Annotated in this window: 14 protein-coding genes; 7 read left to right on the forward strand and 7 right to left on the reverse strand. The window is 57.5% G+C overall.

Annotated elements, in window-relative coordinates:
• Window positions 1–60: 60 nt before the first annotated feature.
• The 4 genes from gyrB to dnaA are packed head-to-tail and all read right to left on the reverse strand — an operon-like array spanning window position 61 to window position 6,250.
• Complete coding sequence (gene gyrB / locus ACU688_RS16585) at window positions 61–2,478, reverse strand: DNA topoisomerase (ATP-hydrolyzing) subunit B (protein WP_017736246.1); 2,418 nt, start codon at window positions 2,476–2,478, stop codon at window positions 61–63.
• A 4-nt stretch (window positions 2,479–2,482) separates the two neighbouring features.
• The gene (gene recF / locus ACU688_RS16590; protein WP_448185643.1) at window positions 2,483–3,586 is read right to left on the reverse strand and encodes a DNA replication/repair protein RecF; all 1,104 of its coding nucleotides are present in this window, start codon (window positions 3,584–3,586) and stop codon (window positions 2,483–2,485) included.
• 10 nt (window positions 3,587–3,596) lie between these two features.
• Entirely contained in the window at window positions 3,597–4,700 is a 1,104-nt protein-coding gene (gene dnaN / locus ACU688_RS16595; protein WP_017736244.1) for a DNA polymerase III subunit beta, read from the reverse strand.
• Window positions 4,701–4,738: 38 nt separating this feature from the next.
• Window positions 4,739–6,250: a chromosomal replication initiator protein DnaA gene (gene dnaA, locus ACU688_RS16600; RefSeq protein WP_448185644.1), complete on the reverse strand. Its 1,512-nt coding sequence runs from the start codon at window positions 6,248–6,250 to the stop codon at window positions 4,739–4,741.
• A 586-nt stretch (window positions 6,251–6,836) separates the two neighbouring features.
• Between dnaA and rpmH the strand changes: the two genes are divergently transcribed.
• The 5 genes from rpmH to mnmE all read left to right on the forward strand — a co-directional run bounded on the left by rpmH (window position 6,837) and on the right by mnmE (window position 10,786).
• Entirely contained in the window at window positions 6,837–6,971 is a 135-nt protein-coding gene (rpmH, locus tag ACU688_RS16605) for a 50S ribosomal protein L34 (RefSeq protein ID WP_003213577.1), read from the forward strand.
• A gap of 16 nt (window positions 6,972–6,987) precedes the next feature.
• Window positions 6,988–7,392 carry a ribonuclease P protein component gene (rnpA, locus tag ACU688_RS16610; RefSeq protein ID WP_207040237.1) on the forward strand — a complete coding sequence of 135 codons (405 nt, stop codon included), beginning with the start codon at window positions 6,988–6,990 and terminating at the stop codon, window positions 7,390–7,392.
• Window positions 7,385–7,630, forward strand: coding sequence for a membrane protein insertion efficiency factor YidD (gene yidD, locus ACU688_RS16615; protein ID WP_080752880.1), 246 nt, complete (start codon window positions 7,385–7,387; stop codon window positions 7,628–7,630). The genes rnpA and yidD overlap by 8 nt, the downstream gene beginning before the upstream one ends.
• 2 nt (window positions 7,631–7,632) lie before the next feature.
• Entirely contained in the window at window positions 7,633–9,336 is a 1,704-nt protein-coding gene (yidC, locus tag ACU688_RS16620) for a membrane protein insertase YidC (RefSeq protein WP_124527025.1), read from the forward strand.
• A gap of 79 nt (window positions 9,337–9,415) precedes the next feature.
• Entirely contained in the window at window positions 9,416–10,786 is a 1,371-nt protein-coding gene (gene mnmE / locus ACU688_RS16625) for a tRNA uridine-5-carboxymethylaminomethyl(34) synthesis GTPase MnmE (RefSeq protein WP_448185645.1), read from the forward strand.
• Between the two features lie 19 nt (window positions 10,787–10,805).
• Here the strand turns inward: mnmE and ACU688_RS16630 are convergent, their stop codons facing one another.
• The 3 genes from ACU688_RS16630 to ACU688_RS16640 form a co-directional block, all read right to left on the reverse strand.
• Window positions 10,806–13,232 (reverse strand): TonB-dependent siderophore receptor, encoded by a 2,427-nt coding sequence (locus ACU688_RS16630; RefSeq protein WP_448185646.1) that lies wholly within the window; start codon window positions 13,230–13,232, stop codon window positions 10,806–10,808.
• Between the two features lie 89 nt (window positions 13,233–13,321).
• Window positions 13,322–14,266 (reverse strand): FecR domain-containing protein, encoded by a 945-nt coding sequence (locus ACU688_RS16635; protein WP_448185647.1) that lies wholly within the window; start codon window positions 14,264–14,266, stop codon window positions 13,322–13,324.
• A complete protein-coding gene (locus ACU688_RS16640; RefSeq protein WP_448185648.1) occupies window positions 14,266–14,772 on the reverse strand; it encodes a sigma-70 family RNA polymerase sigma factor in 507 nt (168 codons plus the stop codon). The genes ACU688_RS16635 and ACU688_RS16640 overlap by 1 nt, the downstream gene beginning before the upstream one ends.
• Window positions 14,773–15,335: 563 nt before the next feature.
• Between ACU688_RS16640 and mnmG the strand changes: the two genes are divergently transcribed.
• Both mnmG and rsmG read left to right on the forward strand, forming a co-directional pair.
• Window positions 15,336–17,228, forward strand: coding sequence for a tRNA uridine-5-carboxymethylaminomethyl(34) synthesis enzyme MnmG (gene mnmG / locus ACU688_RS16645; protein WP_207040241.1), 1,893 nt, complete (start codon window positions 15,336–15,338; stop codon window positions 17,226–17,228).
• Complete coding sequence (gene rsmG / locus ACU688_RS16650; protein WP_448185649.1) at window positions 17,225–17,869, forward strand: 16S rRNA (guanine(527)-N(7))-methyltransferase RsmG; 645 nt, start codon at window positions 17,225–17,227, stop codon at window positions 17,867–17,869. Before mnmG ends, rsmG begins: the two co-directional genes overlap by 4 nt.
• Window positions 17,870–17,879 lie beyond the last annotated feature (10 nt).

Here is a 17,879-nt window from a genome sequence, read left to right on the forward strand (position 1 = left end):
CACCCAATAAAAAAGGCCAACGCTAAGCGTTGGCCTTTTTGGTTTAGCGGTGGACCAGGATCAGAAATCCAGGTTGGAAACCGCCAACGCATTACTCTCGATGAAGTCACGGCGAGGTTCGACCGCATCACCCATCAGAGTGTTGAAGATCTGGTCTGCGCCAATGGCGTCTTCGATGGTCACGCGCAGCATGCGACGCTGGCTTGGGTCCATGGTGGTTTCCCACAGCTGATCCGGGTTCATTTCACCCAGACCTTTGTATCGCTGGATGGTGTGGCGCTTGGTGCTTTCGGCCATCAGCCAGTCGAGGGCTTCTTTGAATTCCTTGACCTGCTTCTTGCGTTCGCCACGCTGGATGTACGCGCCGTCGTCCAACAGGGTGCTCAGTTGAGCGCCCAGGGTCACCACGGTTTTGTAGTCGTTGCTGCCGAAGAAGTCGCGGTTGAAGGTGACGTAGTTCGACAGGCCGTGGGAGATCAGTTCGACCTCTGGCAGCCAGACATTACGTTCACGGTCTTCACGCAGGCTGGCTTTGTAAACCAGGCCGGACTTCTCGGAGGTGCGCAGGCGCACTTCGTACTGAGCCAGCCAATCTTGCATCGCGGCGTGATCGCCCAACTGTTCCAGGCTTACGGCTGGCAGGTAGATGAAGTGCTCGGTCAGCTCCTGAGGGTACAGGCGCGACAGACGCTTCAGGGTCTTCATCACCATGCGGAAGTCGTTGACCAGGCGCTCCAGCGCCTCACCGGAGATACCCGGGGCTTCGTCGTTCAGGTGCAGGCTGGCATCTTCCAGGGCCGACTGCGTCATGTACTCTTCCATGGCGTCGTCGTCTTTGATGTATTGCTCTTGCTTGCCCTTTTTCACTTTGTACAAGGGCGGCTGGGCGATGTAGATATAGCCGCGCTCGATCAGCTCCGGCAACTGACGGAAGAAGAAGGTCAGCAGCAGGGTACGGATGTGCGAACCGTCGACGTCAGCATCGGTCATGATGATGATGTTGTGATAACGCAACTTGTCGATGTTGTACTCGTCACGGCCGATACCGCAGCCCAACGCTGTGATCAAGGTGCCGACTTCCTGGGAGGAAATCATCTTGTCGAAGCGTGCCTTCTCAACGTTAAGGATCTTACCCTTCAACGGCAGGATGGCCTGGGTGCGACGGTTACGACCCTGCTTGGCGGAACCGCCAGCAGAGTCACCTTCCACCAGGTACAGCTCGGAAAGGGCAGGGTCTTTCTCCTGGCAGTCAGCCAGTTTGCCCGGCAAGCCAGCAATGTCCAATGCGCCTTTACGGCGGGTCATCTCACGGGCCTTACGCGCGGCTTCACGGGCACGTGCGGCGTCGATCATCTTGCCGACGACCAGCTTGGCCTCGTTTGGGTTCTCCAGCAGGAAGTCGGAGAAGTATTTACCCATCTCCTGTTCCACTGCGGTCTTCACTTCGGAAGACACCAGCTTGTCTTTAGTCTGGGAACTGAACTTAGGGTCCGGCACTTTTACCGAGATAATCGCAGTCAGGCCTTCACGGGCATCGTCACCGGTGGTGGCAACCTTATGCTTCTTGGCCAAGCCTTCGGCTTCGATGTAGGTGTTCAGGTTACGCGTCAGCGCGGAACGGAAACCCACCAGGTGAGTACCGCCGTCGCGCTGTGGAATGTTGTTGGTGAAGCACAACAGGTTCTCGTTGAAGCTGTCGTTCCACTGCAGGGCGATTTCCACGCCGATGCCGTCTTCACGCTGGATGTTGAAGTGGAACACCTGGTTGACCGCAGTCTTGTTGGTGTTCAGGTATTCAACGAACGCACGCAGGCCGCCTTCGTACTTGAATAGCTCTTCCTTGCCGCTGCGCTCGTCCTTGAGGACGATACCCACACCGGAGTTGAGGAAGGACAGTTCACGAATACGCTTGGCCAGGATGTCCCAGCTGAAGTGGATATTCTTGAAGGTTTCAGCCGATGGCTTGAAGTGGATCTGCGTACCGGTGGTTTCGCTGTCGCCAACGATTTTCATCGGCTCTTGTGGAACACCGTGGACGTAGGTCTGTTCCCAGATCTTGCCGCTGCGGCGAACGGTCAGAATCAACTCTTCGGACAGTGCGTTCACCACCGACACACCTACACCGTGCAAACCGCCGGAGACTTTGTAGGAGTTGTCATCGAACTTACCGCCGGCGTGGAGCACGGTCATGATGACCTCTGCCGCCGAAACGCCTTCTTCTTTGTGCACATCGACCGGAATGCCGCGACCGTTGTCGCGCACGGTGATGGACTCATCCGGGTGGATGATGATGCTGATGTCGTCGCAGTGACCGGCCAGCGCTTCGTCGATGGAGTTATCGACCACCTCGAACACCATGTGGTGCAGACCGCTACCATCATCGGTGTCGCCAATGTACATACCGGGACGTTTGCGTACGGCATCCAAACCTTTCAGCACTTTAATGCTGGTCGAGTCGTACGTGTTTTCTTCGCTCATGCCTTCACTCCCGATGGTCGTGGGTCTGGGTGATACGGCCCTGTTCCACGTGGAACAAAGCGACTGGCGTTTCCGTCTGCCAGCCTTCCCTCAATAATTCGTGGTCTACACAGGTGATAAACACCTGGCAGCGTAAGTCTTCCAACAAGCGGCATAACGCACGGCGGTGTTGCTCGTCGAGTTCAGACGGCAAGTCATCCACCAGATAAATACACTGACCGCGTCGGGCCTGGCTAACCAAATGGCCCTGGGCGATACGCAGCGCGCACACCACCAACTTCTGCTGACCGCGGGACAAGATATCCGCGGCATTATGTGCGCCTAATCTAAGGCGCAGATCAGCCCGTTGGGGGCCGGCCTGGGTGTGGCCAATTTGCTGGTCCCGATGCAAGGACGTCGCGAGCACTGCACTCAGTTCACGCTCTTTGTCCCAGCCACGGTAGTAGCTCAGTGTCAGCCCTTCGAGATCCAACAACTCGCTCAAGGTCTGCTCAAAGACTGGTTTCAAGGCTTTGATATAGGCGCGGCGGTATTCATCTATTTCGTCGCTGGCCAGGCACAGTTCCCGGTCCCAGGCCGCTTGCGAAGCGGCGTCAAGTGTACCATGCCGCAGCCACGAGTTCCGCTGCCGCAGGGCCTTCTGCAGGCGCTGCCAAGTGGCCATGAAACGCGGTTCCACGTGGAACACTCCCCAATCGAGGAACTGCCTGCGGATCTTTGGCGCACCTTCCAACAGGCGAAAACTGTCGGGGTTGATCAGTTGCAGTGGCAGAATTTCCGCCAACTGGGCCGCACTGCGTGCGTTTTGGCCATCAATGCGGATCTGGAACTCACCGCCGCGATCACGGGATATCCCCAAGGCACTGTTGCCGCCTTCCGCCAGTTCGACTTGGCCAAATACCGTGCACGCCAATTGCTCGTACTGGATAACCGGTAACAAGCGGGCACTGCGGAAGGAACGGGCAAGCCCCAACAAGTGGATGGCTTCCAGCACGCTGGTTTTGCCACTGCCGTTGGCGCCGTAGAGGATATTGATGCGGGGGGAGGGGGAGAAGGTCACCGGGTGCAGATTGCGCACCGCGGTGACCGAGACGCGACTAAGGGACATCTAGCTTCTATTACAGGCGCATCGGCATAACAACGTAAGCCGAGTCGTCGTTATCGGATTCCTGCACGAGGGCGCTGCTGTTGGAGTCCGACAGAATCAGGCGAACCTGTTCGGTGGTCATCACACCCAGCACGTCGAGCAAGTAACTCACGTTGAAGCCGATTTCCAGGGAGCCGCCGTTGTAGTCAACGCCCACTTCTTCTTCCGCTTCTTCCTGCTCCGGGTTGTTGGCCTGGATTTTCAGCTGACCATTGGCCAGTTGCAGACGAATACCACGGTACTTCTCGTTGGACAGGATCGCCGTACGGCTGAACGCTTCACGCAAGGCCTGACGATCGCCGATCACCAGCTTGTCGCCGCCCTTGGGCAGTACGCGCTCGTAATCCGGGAACTTGCCGTCAACCAGCTTGGAGGTGAAGGTGAACTCGCCGGTGGTGGCGCGGATGTGGTGTTGGCCCAAGACGATGCTGACATTGCCGTCCGGCTCGGTGAGCAGGCGCGCCAGTTCGAGGATACCTTTGCGCGGCACGATGACCTGGTGGCGGTCCGGCTGGCCAATGTCGGCTTTCATCGAGCACATGGCCAGACGGTGACCGTCGGTGGCCACGGCGCGGATGATGCCTTCAGACACTTCCAGCAGCATGCCGTTGAGGTAGTAACGCACGTCCTGTTGCGCCATGGCGAAGCTGGTGCGCTCGATCAAACGACGCAGTTTGCTTTGCTCCAGGCTGCAGGTCAGCGAGCCCGGGCCTTCTTCCACGGTTGGGAAGTCATTGGCTGGCAGGGTGGACAGGGTGAAACGGCTACGGCCGGCCTTGACCACCAGCTTGGCGTCATCAACTTTGATATCGATCAGCGCGTCGTTCGGCAGGCTTTTGCAGATATCCATCAGCTTGCGCGCCGGCACGGTGATCTCGCCAGGTTCGGCGGGCTCTTCCAACTGCACACGACCAACCAGCTCGACTTCCAGGTCGGTACCGGTCAGGGACAATTGCTGGCCTTCGACCACCAGCAATACGTTGGAAAGCACCGGCAAGGTCTGTCGGCGCTCGACGACGCCTGCGACCAGTTGCAGGGGTTTCAACAGGGCTTCGCGTTGAATGGTGAAATGCATGGTCTAGTCCCTTGCCTTAATAAGCTGCGCTGGAGTCATCACGTAGTCAGTGTACGCAGCAGGTTCTTGTAGTCCTCGCGAATATCCGCGTCGGATTCCTTGAGTTCGTTAATCTTGCGGCACGCGTGCAGCACAGTGGTGTGATCGCGGCCACCAAACACATCACCGATTTCCGGCAGGCTGTGGTTGGTCAGCTCTTTGGAGAGCGCCATGGCCACTTGCCGTGGACGTGCCACCGAGCGCGAACGGCGCTTGGACAGCAGGTCGGAAATCTTGATTTTGTAGTATTCGGCAACCGTGCGCTGAATGTTATCCACACTCACCAGTTTGTCTTGCAGCGCCAGCAGGTCTTTCAGGGATTCGCGAATCAACTCGATGGTGATGTCGCGGCCCATGAAGTGCGAGTGGGCGATGACCCGCTTGAGTGCGCCTTCCAGCTCACGCACGTTGGAACGAATGCGCTGGGCGATAAAGAAAGCGGCGTCGTGGGGCAGGTCGACCTTCGCCTGGTCGGCCTTTTTCATCAGGATCGCAACGCGGGTTTCCAGCTCCGGCGGCTCTACCGCAACGGTCAGGCCCCAGCCGAAGCGCGACTTCAAACGCTCTTCCAGGCCTTCGATTTCCTTCGGGTAGCGGTCACTGGTCAAGATGACCTGTTGGCCGCCTTCGAGCAGGGCGTTGAAGGTGTGGAAGAACTCTTCCTGGGAACGTTCCTTGCGCGCGAAGAATTGAATGTCATCGATCAGCAAGGCATCAACCGAGCGGTAGAACCGTTTGAACTCGTTGATGGCGTTCAGCTGCAAGGCCTTGACCATGTCAGCCACGAAGCGCTCCGAGTGCAGGTACACGACCTTGGCATTCGGATTCTTCTTTAATAGATGGTTACCCACAGCATGCATCAAGTGAGTCTTACCCAAGCCAACGCCACCATAAAGGAAGAGCGGGTTGTAACCGTGCTTGGGGTTATCGGCTACTTGCCAAGCAGCGGCGCGAGCCAGCTGGTTGGATTTACCTTCGACAAAGTTCTCAAAGGTAAAGGTGCGATTCAGGTAGCTGGTGTGCTTGAGCGCGCCTTCGACTTGCACGGTGCGCTGTTCGGCGCGAACCGGTGCTTGCTGGGAGCTGGCGCCGGCCATCGGGTCGAAGCTGTCGCGTGACGGCTCCTCGTTCTCAGGCGCGCTTTTTTGCGCGGAGGACTTGGACGCCACGGGTGCTGGAGCGGGCGCTGGCGGTGCAGTCGCGACCTGGGCTTGCGACGCGGCAGCCGCCAGCGGCGCATTCGGCGCAGCACGAGGGGCGGAGCTACGTTTGCTACCTATTAATAAGGAAAGCACAGGCGCGACGCCGTTGCCGTGTTCGTCGAGCAACTCGAGAACGCGGCTCAGGTACTTCTCGTTGACCCAGTCGAGAACAAACCGATTGGGTGCGTAGACACGCAACTCGTCGCCTTCGGCTTCGACTTGTAGTGGACGGATCCAGGTGTTGAATTGCTGGGCAGGCAGCTCCTCGCGCAAAAGCTCCACGCACTGCTGCCAAAGTTCCACTGACACGGATATCCCCTAAGTTGAAAGCCGGTGAGGCAAAAACAGCCGCCATTGTAGCGGCGCGCCGGCCACTTATCCACATGTAGGTTGCTCACAAGGCAGCCAAAATCAATGCGTTAACCACAAAAAAAGCGACCAATGGTCTGTGCATAAGCTCTGTGGATAAGCGCACCTAAGGTCGTTGTACAAGTGGGGGCGAAAGTCTGTGGGTAACTGGCCTGTGGATAACAACCCATTCCACCCACAGCTTATCCGACAGTGCAGCACAGGCAGAGCCCAGTTTCTCCCCCGTGTTGTCATTCTCTGTACATCACGTGGAATATGGCCTCAAGGTAGTTATCCACAGATGATCGCCGCCCTAGCTTTTATAAGCTTTACAGAAAAGCTTTAAATAACTTCCTTCTTTATTTTTATATCTATCGCATTGCCCATGAAAGCCGAGCGGATGGAAAAGGACGCTTTGACGTATAGAGATCTAATTGCAGGAAAAGCTGGTTGGAAATTGACCTAGAGGCTTGCTTTCTCTAGAATCGCCGGTCTCTTAAAACGGGGGCCATTCCGGCCCGTTGTGGACGAACCAGGTAACAACGCCATGAAACGTACTTTCCAACCAAGCACCATCAAACGCGCCCGCACTCACGGTTTCCGTGCTCGCATGGCTACCAAGAACGGCCGTGCTGTCCTGTCGCGTCGTCGCGCCAAAGGTCGTGCACGTCTGGCAGTTTGATAATCCGGTACCTGTGGTGAGTCAGGACTTCAGTCGGGAAAAGCGTCTGCTAACCCCCCGGCACTTCAAGGCAGTCTTTGACTCCCCCACCGGCAAGGTTCCGGGGAAAAATCTCCTGCTCCTTGCGCGTAACAACGATCTGGATCACCCCCGTCTCGGGTTGGTGATCGGCAAGAAGAGCGTAAAGCTCTCCGTTGAGCGCAATCGCCTCAAGCGTCTGATGCGCGAATCGTTTCGCCTCCACCAGGACACTCTGGTTGGTTGGGATATTGTTATCGTCGCGCGCAAAGGCTTGGGGGACGTAGAAAACCCCGAATTGATTCAGCATTTCGGCAAGCTCTGGAAACGTTTGGCGCGTACCAACAAGCCAGCACCAGCAGTCAGCACCGAAACTGTAGGGGTAGACAGTCCTGATGCGTAAACTGGCAATCGTTCCGATCCAGTTTTACCGCTATGCCATTAGTCCCCTGATGGCCAACCACTGTCGTTTCTACCCCAGTTGTTCCTGCTACGCGTTAGAGGCCATAGAAAATCATGGTCTTCTGCGCGGTGGCTGGCTGACCTTTCGTCGTTTAGGTCGCTGTCATCCGTGGAATCCCGGTGGTTATGACCCGGTTCCGCCTATCCCTACCTCCCGTTCTTCTTCGATGGCCGAGTAATCATGGATATTAAACGCACGATCCTGATCGTCGCCCTGGCAATCGTGTCCTACGTCATGGTCCTTAATTGGAACCAGGACTACGGCCAAGCTGCCCTGCCGACTCAGAATGTTGCTGCCAATGCTGTTCCAGCGGGGCTTCCCGATACAGTGAGTGGCACCAACACTGCCGCCAGTGATGACATTCCACGCGCAGCGGGCGAAACAAACGCACCCGCAGAAGTACCAGTTGCCGCCAGCACAGACCTCATCCAGGTAAAAACGGATGTATTGGACCTGGCTATCGACCCGCAAGGTGGCGATGTCGCCAAACTGACTCTTCCGCTGTATCCGCGTCGTCAGGATCACCCGGAAATTCCATTCCAGTTGTTCGATAACGGTGGCGAACGTGTTTATCAAGCGCAAAGTGGCTTGATCGGCACCAACGGCCCTGATGCGAGCCCTACCGGTCGTCCGGTTTTCTCCTCGGAGAAGAAGAGTTATCAACTGGCTGATGGCCAGGACCAGTTGGTCGTCGACCTGAAGTTCAGCAAGGACGGCGTCAACTACATCAAGCGTTTCACGCTGAAACGCGGCCTGTACGACATCGTTGTCACCTACTTGATCGACAACCAGAGCGCGCAGCCTTGGACTGGCGCAATGTTTGCCCAGCTCAAGCGTGATGCCAGCTCCGATCCGTCGTCCAGCACTGCGACTGGCACCGCGACTTACCTGGGCGCTGCCCTGTGGACAAGTTCGGAGCCGTACAAAAAAGTGTCGATGAAAGATATCGACAAGGTTGCCGAAGACAAACAAAAGGCACCGATCACCTATAACGTGAACGGCGGCTGGGTTGCTTGGTTGCAACACTACTTCGTGACTGCGTGGATTCCTCAGCCTGGCCAGAACAACCTGGTCGCGGCGCGCAAGGACACCAAAGGCAATTACATCATTGGCTACACTGGCCCGGCGTTGACCGTCGCACCAGGTGCCAAGGCTGAAACCAGCGCCACTCTGTACGCCGGCCCGAAAAGCCAGGCTGTGCTCAAAGAGTTGTCCCCAGGTCTGGAACTGACTGTGGACTACGGCATTCTGTGGTTCATTGCCCAGCCGATTTTCTGGCTGCTGCAACATATCCACAGCATCGTCGGTAACTGGGGTTTCTCGATCATCTTCTTGACCATGCTGATCAAAGGGATCTTCTTCCCTCTGTCGGCAGCCAGCTACAAGTCGATGGCGCGCATGCGTGCCGTGGCGCCGAAACTGGCCGCGTTGAAAGAGCAACATGGTGACGACCGGCAGAAAATGTCGCAGGCCATGATGGAGCTGTACAAGAAAGAGAAGATCAACCCGCTGGGTGGATGCTTGCCGATTCTGGTACAGATGCCGGTGTTCCTGTCGCTTTACTGGGTTCTCCTGGAAAGCGTGGAAATGCGTCAGGCGCCGTTCATCCTGTGGATTACTGACCTGTCGATCAAGGACCCGTTCTTTATCCTGCCGATCATCATGGGCGCGACCATGTTTATCCAGCAGCGTCTGAACCCGACTCCGCCGGATCCGATGCAGGCCAAGGTCATGAAAATGATGCCAATCATCTTCACCTTCTTCTTCCTGTGGTTCCCAGCTGGTCTGGTGCTGTACTGGGTAGTCAACAACGTGTTGTCGATCTCTCAACAGTGGTACATCACACGTAAAATCGAAGCGGCTACCAAAAAAGCCGAAGCGTAATTTACTCTGTGGGTAACCACTCAAGACGCCCCCTAGTGGGGCGTTTTGCTTTCCGTCACTTTTGTTCTGGAACCTGCTGATGAGTGCTCCTCGTGAAACCATCGCTGCTGTCGCTACCGCTCAAGGTCGCGGCGGTGTCGGTATTGTGCGTATTTCCGGGCCGCTTGCCGGCGTGGCTGCCCTGGCCATCAGCGGGCGCGAGCTGAAACCGCGCTACGCACATTACGGCGCCTTCCTAGATGCTGACCAAAGTGTGTTGGACGAAGGCCTGGCCCTCTATTTCCCTGGGCCGAATTCGTTTACCGGTGAAGATGTCCTGGAATTGCAGGGCCACGGCGGCCCGGTCGTCCTGGACATGTTGCTGCAGCGCTGCCTGCAATTGGGCTGCCGCCTGGCGCGGCCGGGGGAGTTCAGCGAACGCGCGTTCCTGAACGATAAGCTCGACCTGGCCCAGGCCGAAGCAATTGCCGACTTGATCGAGGCCAGTTCTGCACAGGCTGCACGCAATGCGTTGCGCTCGTTGCAAGGGGCGTTTTCCCTGCGTGTGCATAACTTGACCGAGCAACTGATCAGCCTGCGCATCTATGTCGAGGCGGCGATTGATTTTCCCGAGGAGGAAATCGACTTCCTCGCCGATGGCCACGTGTTGGCGATGCTGGATAAAGTCCGCGAGGAATTATCCACAGTGCTGCGCGAAGCCGGGCAGGGCGCCTTGTTGCGTGACGGTATGACCGTGGTGATCGCCGGGCGGCCCAATGCCGGCAAATCCAGCCTGCTCAACGCCCTGGCCGGGCGCGAAGCGGCCATCGTCACTGAGATTGCCGGCACGACGCGGGATATCCTGCGCGAACATATCCACATCGATGGCATGCCGCTGCATGTGGTCGACACCGCCGGTTTGCGGGATACGGATGACCAGGTCGAAAAGATCGGCGTGGAACGGGCGCTCAAGGCCATCAGTGAGGCCGATCGCGTGCTGCTCGTGGTGGATGCCACCGCGCCAGAAGCGCTGGACCCCTTTGCCCTGTGGCCGGAATTCCTCGAACAGCGGCCAGACCCGGGCAAAGTCACCTTAATCCGCAACAAGGCTGACCTGACGGGCGAGGCGATTGCCATGGAAACCAGCGAGGATGGCCACGTCACCATCAGCCTGAGCGCCAAGTCGGCGGGGGACGGCCTGGAACTGCTGCGTGACCATCTCAAGGCCTGCATGGGCTACGAGCAGACCTCGGAAAGCAGCTTCAGTGCTCGGCGCCGGCACCTGGAGGCGCTGCGCCATGCCAGCGCGGCGCTGGAGCATGGTCGGGCACAGCTGACCCTGGCGGGCGCTGGAGAGCTGCTGGCCGAAGATTTACGTCAAGCCCAGCAGCTGTTGGGGGAAATCACCGGCGCATTCAGCTCCGATGATTTGTTGGGGCGGATCTTTTCCAGTTTCTGCATCGGCAAATAGCCGAGTTATCCACAGCGCTTTACCAGTTATACGACACCGTACCAAGCAAGGTACGGCTGTCGCCCCAGTAGCAACGCCCTGCATCGTTGCAACCCGACACATATTCTTTGTCGAACAGGTTCTTGGCGTTCAGGTCCACCGACCAGTGTGGGTCGATCTGATAACCCACAACCGCATCCACCAAGGTGAGGCTTCCAGGGTCGAGCTTGCCGTACAAGCTCGGCTTGCTGTAGGAAAACGCGCTGTCGAAGTAACGCACGCCGCCGCCAAAAGACAGTCCCTTGAGGTGGCCATCGAGCATGCGGTATTTACCCCAGATCGACGCCTGGTTGCGGGGAACTCCCGTCATCTGCCGCCCTTCTACCAGCGAACCGACCGTATCCTTGGTTATCCGAGCGTCGGTATAGGTGTAAGCCGCCGTCACGTTCAGGTTCGGCGTGAGGTTGCTGTTGATCTCGACTTCCGCACCTTTGGCGCGACTCTCGCCCACTTGGCGGTAGGTGTTGGTAGTGGAATCGAGGTAGGTATCGTACTCCTTGCGCAAGTCATACACCGACAGTGTCATCGCGGTGTCCCAGCCAATCGGCTCGTACTTCAAACCCACTTCGTATTGACGGCTGGTGATGGGCTTGAGCGGTGAGCCCGTCACCGATATCTGCTGCACCGGCACGAATGCGGTGGAGTAGCTCACATACGGCGTCAGGCCGTTGTCGAATTGGTACATCACGCCACCTTGGTAGGTGAACTTCTGTTCCGTGGTGCTGGAGTCGGTCGAAGGCTTCACCTTGTCACGGAAATCACTGTCGACCCAGTCCTGCCGGCCGCCGAGCAAGAACAACCAGTGGTCATACTTGCTCTGGACCTGTGCATAAACGCCTTTCATCTGCTGTTCGAGCAAGGTGTTTTGGATAGCCAGCGGTGTGGTCGGTTCGCGCAAGTAAACTGGGTTATACACGTTGATGGTCCCGGCGAAACCCGCGTCCCAGTCCTGGTTAAATGAGGTCCGATCGTAGCTCGCGCCGAACAGGACCGTGTTTTCCAGCTCGCCTAGCTGGAATTTTCCTTCCAGTTGGTTATCCAGGGAGTACACCATCGACTTGTTGTAGCGGTCGTAGGCGTTCATGTTCAGCCGGGTGCCGAAGCCCTGATTGTTCAGGTCGCCCGGCCAGGTCTCATGGCGGTTGATGCGTGACTGCATGTAACGCGAGTTCTGGCGGAACTGCCATTCGTCATTGAAGCTGTGGCTGAACTCGTAGCCGGTGCTCCAGGCTTCACGCTCAAAAGTGTTCCAATTCGGGTCGCCGAGCATGGTGTGCTTGGATAACTTGCCATTCGGGTTGGTCAGCAAAGTACCAGCGGCGGGTAAGCCAAGCTCCAGGTTGGTGTGGTCTTTCTGGTAGTTGGCCAACAGCGTCAGGGTGTTGTAATCATCGAAATTCAGGGTCAGGGACGGCGCGATGTAGAGGCGATCATCCGGCACGTGGTCCGTCTGGGTGTCGGACTTGCGGCCAAGCATCACCACACGGCCCAGGATGTTGCCGGCATCCGTGAGCGGACCGGAGATATCCACACCCAGTTGGCGACGGTTATTCGAGCCGTAACCCAGTTGCACCTCGCCCTGTGGCGCAGCGGTTGGGTGCTTGCTCACCAGGTTCACCAGGCCGCCGGGAGCGTTTTCGCCATAAAGCAGGGACGACGGGCCACGGAAGATCTCGACCCGTTCCAGGCCATAGGGCTCGCTGGTAGTGTCGTACCGATTGCCTTGTACGCGTAGGCCATCGCGCAGCAATCCGTAGCCGTAATCGGTGGCGTTGAAACCGCGAATGAAAAACAGGTCACCCGCCAGACCATCACCGGCAGCGAACGGCGGTGCGAAGATACCGGGCACATAACCGAGCACTTCGGTCAGGGTCTGGGACTTCTGGTCCTTGATGCGCTGGCCGGTGACTACTGATACCGAACGCGGGGTTTCCGACAAAGGCGTACTGGTCTTAGTGCCGACCCGGCTGTTTTGCGCCTTATAGCCGACGTCCCCGGCGATCTCTTGAGTGAAACCACCCTGTTGATAAGTACTGATGGTGGTCGGGGCCAACGTTAATTCCCCGGTGGGTGCGGCTTGTAATACATAACTGCCCGGCGCCTGGACGACGGCCTGTAGGCCAGAATCACGCAGCAGCTGTGCGAAACCCTGCTCTACCGAGTAATCCCCAACCAACCCCGGACTGCGCAATCGTGCGGTTTGCTGTGGGGAAAAAGACAGAATGATATTGGCTCTGGCGGCGAATTGGCTCAAGGCGCTGTCTAGCGGGCCGGCGGCAATGCTGTAGTGCGCAGCCATCACACTGGAAGGCAGGAACACCCCGACGGCAGTGGCGGTGCTCAACAGTAGACCGTACGTAATGCCGTGGCAGGAGAGTCGCTGGCGAAGCTGGTTAGGAAGGCGCATGTGTGAGGAAGCCCTGAAGGTTGCGTCGTAATTACCTGTAGGGCCGCGCCAGGTAGAAAAAAGATAACCCCCTTGTGGACTATTTTTTGTCAGCCGATTCGCTGCACCGACACCCAATAGCGGGTGAAGTATTTCACCTGGATCGGCAGCGTCGCCTGCAGGTTGGCCAGCACGGCATCGGTGGAATCCAGGCGGAACGTCCCGGACACGCGCAGGCGTTGCGCAGCCCGGTCGCACTGGAGGGTGCCGGGGCGGTAACGGGCCAGTTCGTCGATGACGTCACCGAGGCGCGCGTCTAAAACGATCAACTGGCCATCAACCCAAGCCGCTTGAGTACGAAAATACGGTTGATCCGGTCCTACGTTTTGCCGATCGAAGTCAGCACTTTCGCCGGCGACGAGCACACGCCGGTGTGCAGGCTGATCACCTGGCGACACGCTTACCGTGTCCTCCAACACACCGACCCGGGTGGAATCCGCCAGTTGGCGCACGCTGAACCGCGTACCCAATGCCTGGACCCGACCTTGGCGAGTGTCGACAAAAAAGGGCGTTTGGCCACCCAATTTGCCGGTGTGGATAAGTACTTCACCTTCGCGCAGGCGAATCAGACGCTGGCGTCCATCGAACGCGACATCGATGGCGGTGCCGGTATTGAGGTCAATCTGCGTACCGTCGGCCAGTTCGATACGCCGCCGCTGTCCTACAGCAGTCCGGTAGTCGGCCCATGCATTGCCCAGGGACGTATGTTGCTGAACATTCCAACCGAGATACCCCGTGCTACCGAGTACCAGCATCCACTTGAGCACCTGCCGGCGTTGTTGCGTGGTCGACAATGCACGGCGGGTAACGTCCTGGGGCAGGGCACCGAGACTGCGTTGCAATTGTTCCATCTGGTTCCACGCAGCCTGATGGGACGGATCGCCATTGAGCCATTGTTGCCAGGCGTATCGTTCGGCAGGTGTCGGCGGCTGGGACTGAAACTGCACATACCAACTGGCAGCCGCCTCGAAGGTCTTGCGGTCAGGCGCTGCCATCAGAGGCTGGCCATGATCAACGCGCACTCGGTCAGCGCGCGGACCATGTGTTTTTTCACGGTGGTCAGGGAAACCTGCAGTTGATCGGCGATTTGTTGATAAGTCAGTCCGTCTATCTGCGACAGCATGAAAATCCGCCGCGCTCGCTCCCCTAGGCCAGACAGTGCTTTATCCACAGCCACCAGGGTTTCGATGATGATTGCCTTGTCTTCTTCACTGATGGCAGTGGCGTCAGGGCGCTCGGCCAGGGTTTGCTTATAAGCCTGTTCGACGGCGTGCCGGCGATAACGATCAATCACCAAGCCTCTGGCAATGGTCGCCAGGTAGTCACGCGGTTCCATGATCTGCGCGGCATGGCGGCCGCCCAGGATTCGCACGAACGTATCGTGCGCGACGTCGGCCGCATCGCAAGCGTTATGCAATTTACCTTTGAGCCATCCCTGTAGCCACGAATGGTGCTGTTCGTAGATGTGCTGGACGGCGGCCGTGTGTGAAGGAGGGGACATAGGGCGCGACAGGCAGGTTAATGATAATCGCTATTATTAACTGCACTACGGTTTTCTCACAATAGGTCTCTCTTTTACGGGCCCAGCTGCGAATCGAACGATTGCGGCGGCTTCGTCACGCCCGAAATACTCAGCGATTCATCGATTTCTGTGGATTAAGCCCTGTGAATAACCGCCCCTGTGCCCAGTTGATAACAGGGCCTGAAAACTGAAGATAAACCCGTCTGTGGATAACCACCTGTTTAATCCACAGGCTTAAAGCACTTATCCAAGGGCCTCATTGGCACATGACCACAGACTTTTGAATCGATGTACGCAACGTAAATAAAGGCCTGTAGAGATCTATCCACAGAAAGTAGGCTCAGTAGAAATAAACATAAAAACAAAGATTTAATAAATTTCTCTCTTTTAATTTCTATTGTCTGTGATTCATCCACAGCTGGTTAAATTTTGTGCAAAGGGTTCTTTAGGAAGGGCTAAGTCCCTATACTTGCCGCCAAAGCTCCAAAACCCTTTCAACAGACAATTCCTGATTACCTACATAAGCAGGCACGAGGTGCGTGGTGGATTTCCCTTCCCGTTTTGAAGTGATCGTCATCGGCGGCGGTCATGCCGGTACCGAGGCAGCACTGGCGTCAGCACGCATGGGCGTAAAAACCCTGTTGCTCACGCACAACGTGGAAACCCTCGGTGCAATGAGTTGCAACCCCGCCATTGGTGGGATCGGCAAGAGCCATCTGGTCAAGGAAATCGACGCCCTTGGCGGCGTAATGGCCATGGCTACCGACAAGGGTGGTATTCAATTTCGCGTGCTGAACAGCCGTAAAGGCCCGGCCGTGCGTGCCACTCGGGCACAAGCCGACCGCATCCTGTACAAGGCGGCCGTACGCGAAACCCTGGAAAACCAACCGAACCTGTGGATATTTCAGCAGGCTGCGGATGACTTGATCGTTGAACAAGATCAAGTACGTGGTGTTGTCACCCAGATGGGCCTGCGTTTCTTCGCAGAATCCGTGGTGTTGACCACCGGTACGTTCCTCGGCGGACTTATCCACATCGGCATGCAGAACTATTCCGGCGGTCGTGCCGGTGATCCGCCGTCGATTGCCCTGGCAAAACGCCTGCGTGAATTGCCGTTGCGCGTCGGTCGCCTGAAAACCGGGACCCCGCCGCGTATCGACGGGCGTTCTGTGGATTTCTCGGTGATGACCGAACAAGCCGGCGATACACCGATTCCGGTGATGTCGTTCATGGGTTCCAAAGAGCAGCACCCGAAACAGGTGAGCTGCTGGATTACCCACACCAACGCCCGCACCCACGAAATCATTGCGGCCAACCTCGACCGTTCGCCGATGTATTCCGGGGTGATCGAAGGTATTGGCCCGCGTTATTGCCCGTCGATCGAAGACAAGATCCACCGCTTTGCCGACAAGGAAAGCCACCAGGTCTTTATCGAGCCCGAAGGCTTGACTACCCATGAGCTGTACCCGAACGGCATTTCCACTTCCCTGCCGTTCGACGTGCAAATCCAGATCGTGCAATCGATTCGCGGCATGGAAAACGCGCACATCGTGCGTCCGGGCTACGCCATCGAGTATGACTACTTCGATCCGCGTGACCTGAAGTACAGCCTGGAAACCAAAGTCATCGGCGGTTTGTTCTTCGCCGGACAAATCAACGGCACCACCGGTTACGAAGAAGCCGGCGCCCAAGGTTTGCTGGCCGGGACCAACGCCGCACTGCGTGCACAGGGCAAAGACAGCTGGTGCCCGCGTCGCGACGAAGCGTACATCGGCGTGTTGGTGGATGACCTGATCACCCTGGGTACCCAGGAACCGTACCGGATGTTCACTTCCCGGGCGGAATACCGCCTGATTCTGCGCGAAGACAACGCCGACCTGCGCTTGACCGAAAAAGGCCGCGAGCTGGGCTTGGTCGATGACGCGCGTTGGGAAGCCTTCTGCAAGAAACGCGAAAGCATCACGCTGGAAGAGCAACGCCTGAAAAGCACCTGGGTTCGCCCGGGTACCGAGCAAGGCGATGCGATTGCGCAAAAATTCGGCACGCCGCTGACCCACGAGTACAACTTGCTCAACCTGCTGTCCCGTCCGGAAATCGACTACGCTGGTCTGGTCGAAGTGACCGGTGGCGGCGCAGAAGATCCACAGGTCGCCGAACAGGTCGAGATCAAGACCAAGTACGCCGGTTACATTGATCGCCAGCAGGATGAGATCGCTCGCCTGCGCGCCAGTGAAGACACCAAGCTGCCTGTGGATATCGATTACACCGGTATTTCCGGGTTGTCGAAAGAAATTCAAAGCAAGCTGGGGATAACTCGGCCAGAAACCCTGGGCCAGGCTTCACGCATCCCCGGTGTCACCCCGGCAGCCATTTCGCTGTTGATGATTCATTTGAAAAAACGCGGCGCGGGCCGTCAGTTGGAGCAAAGCGCTTGAGTTCGTTGGTCACCTCGCAACACGCCGAAGAGTTATCCACAGGTGCACGCCAGTTGGGCGTCGACCTGACCCCGGCCCAGCACGAATTGCTGCTGGGTTACCTGGCCCTGTTGATCAAATGGAACAAGGCCTACAACCTGACTGCGGTGCGCGATCCCGACGAAATGGTGTCGCGTCACTTGCTCGACAGCTTGAGCGTGATGCCGTTTATCGAAAACGGTCGCTGGCTCGACGTCGGCAGTGGCGGCGGCATGCCGGGAATTCCCCTGGCGATCCTGTTTCCCGAGGCGCAAGTGACCTGCCTGGACAGCAACGGCAAGAAAACCCGCTTCCTGACCCAGGTCAAACTCGAACTCAAGTTGGACAACCTGCAAGTTATCCACAGTCGCGTAGAAGCCTTTACGCCTGAACAGCCCTTCAACGGAATTGTTTCCCGGGCCTTCAGCAGCATGGAGAACTTCAGCAACTGGACTCGCCACCTCGGCGACCGTGACACCCGCTGGCTGGCAATGAAGGGCGTCCATCCAAGCGACGAGCTGTTAGCATTGCCGGCAGACTTCCACCTCGATAGCGAACACGCCTTGGCCGTACCCGGTTGCCAAGGCCAACGCCATCTGCTGATACTGCGCCGCACGGCATGATTGGGAACAC

Source organism: Pseudomonas acericola (SeqCode) (assembly GCF_053456465.1).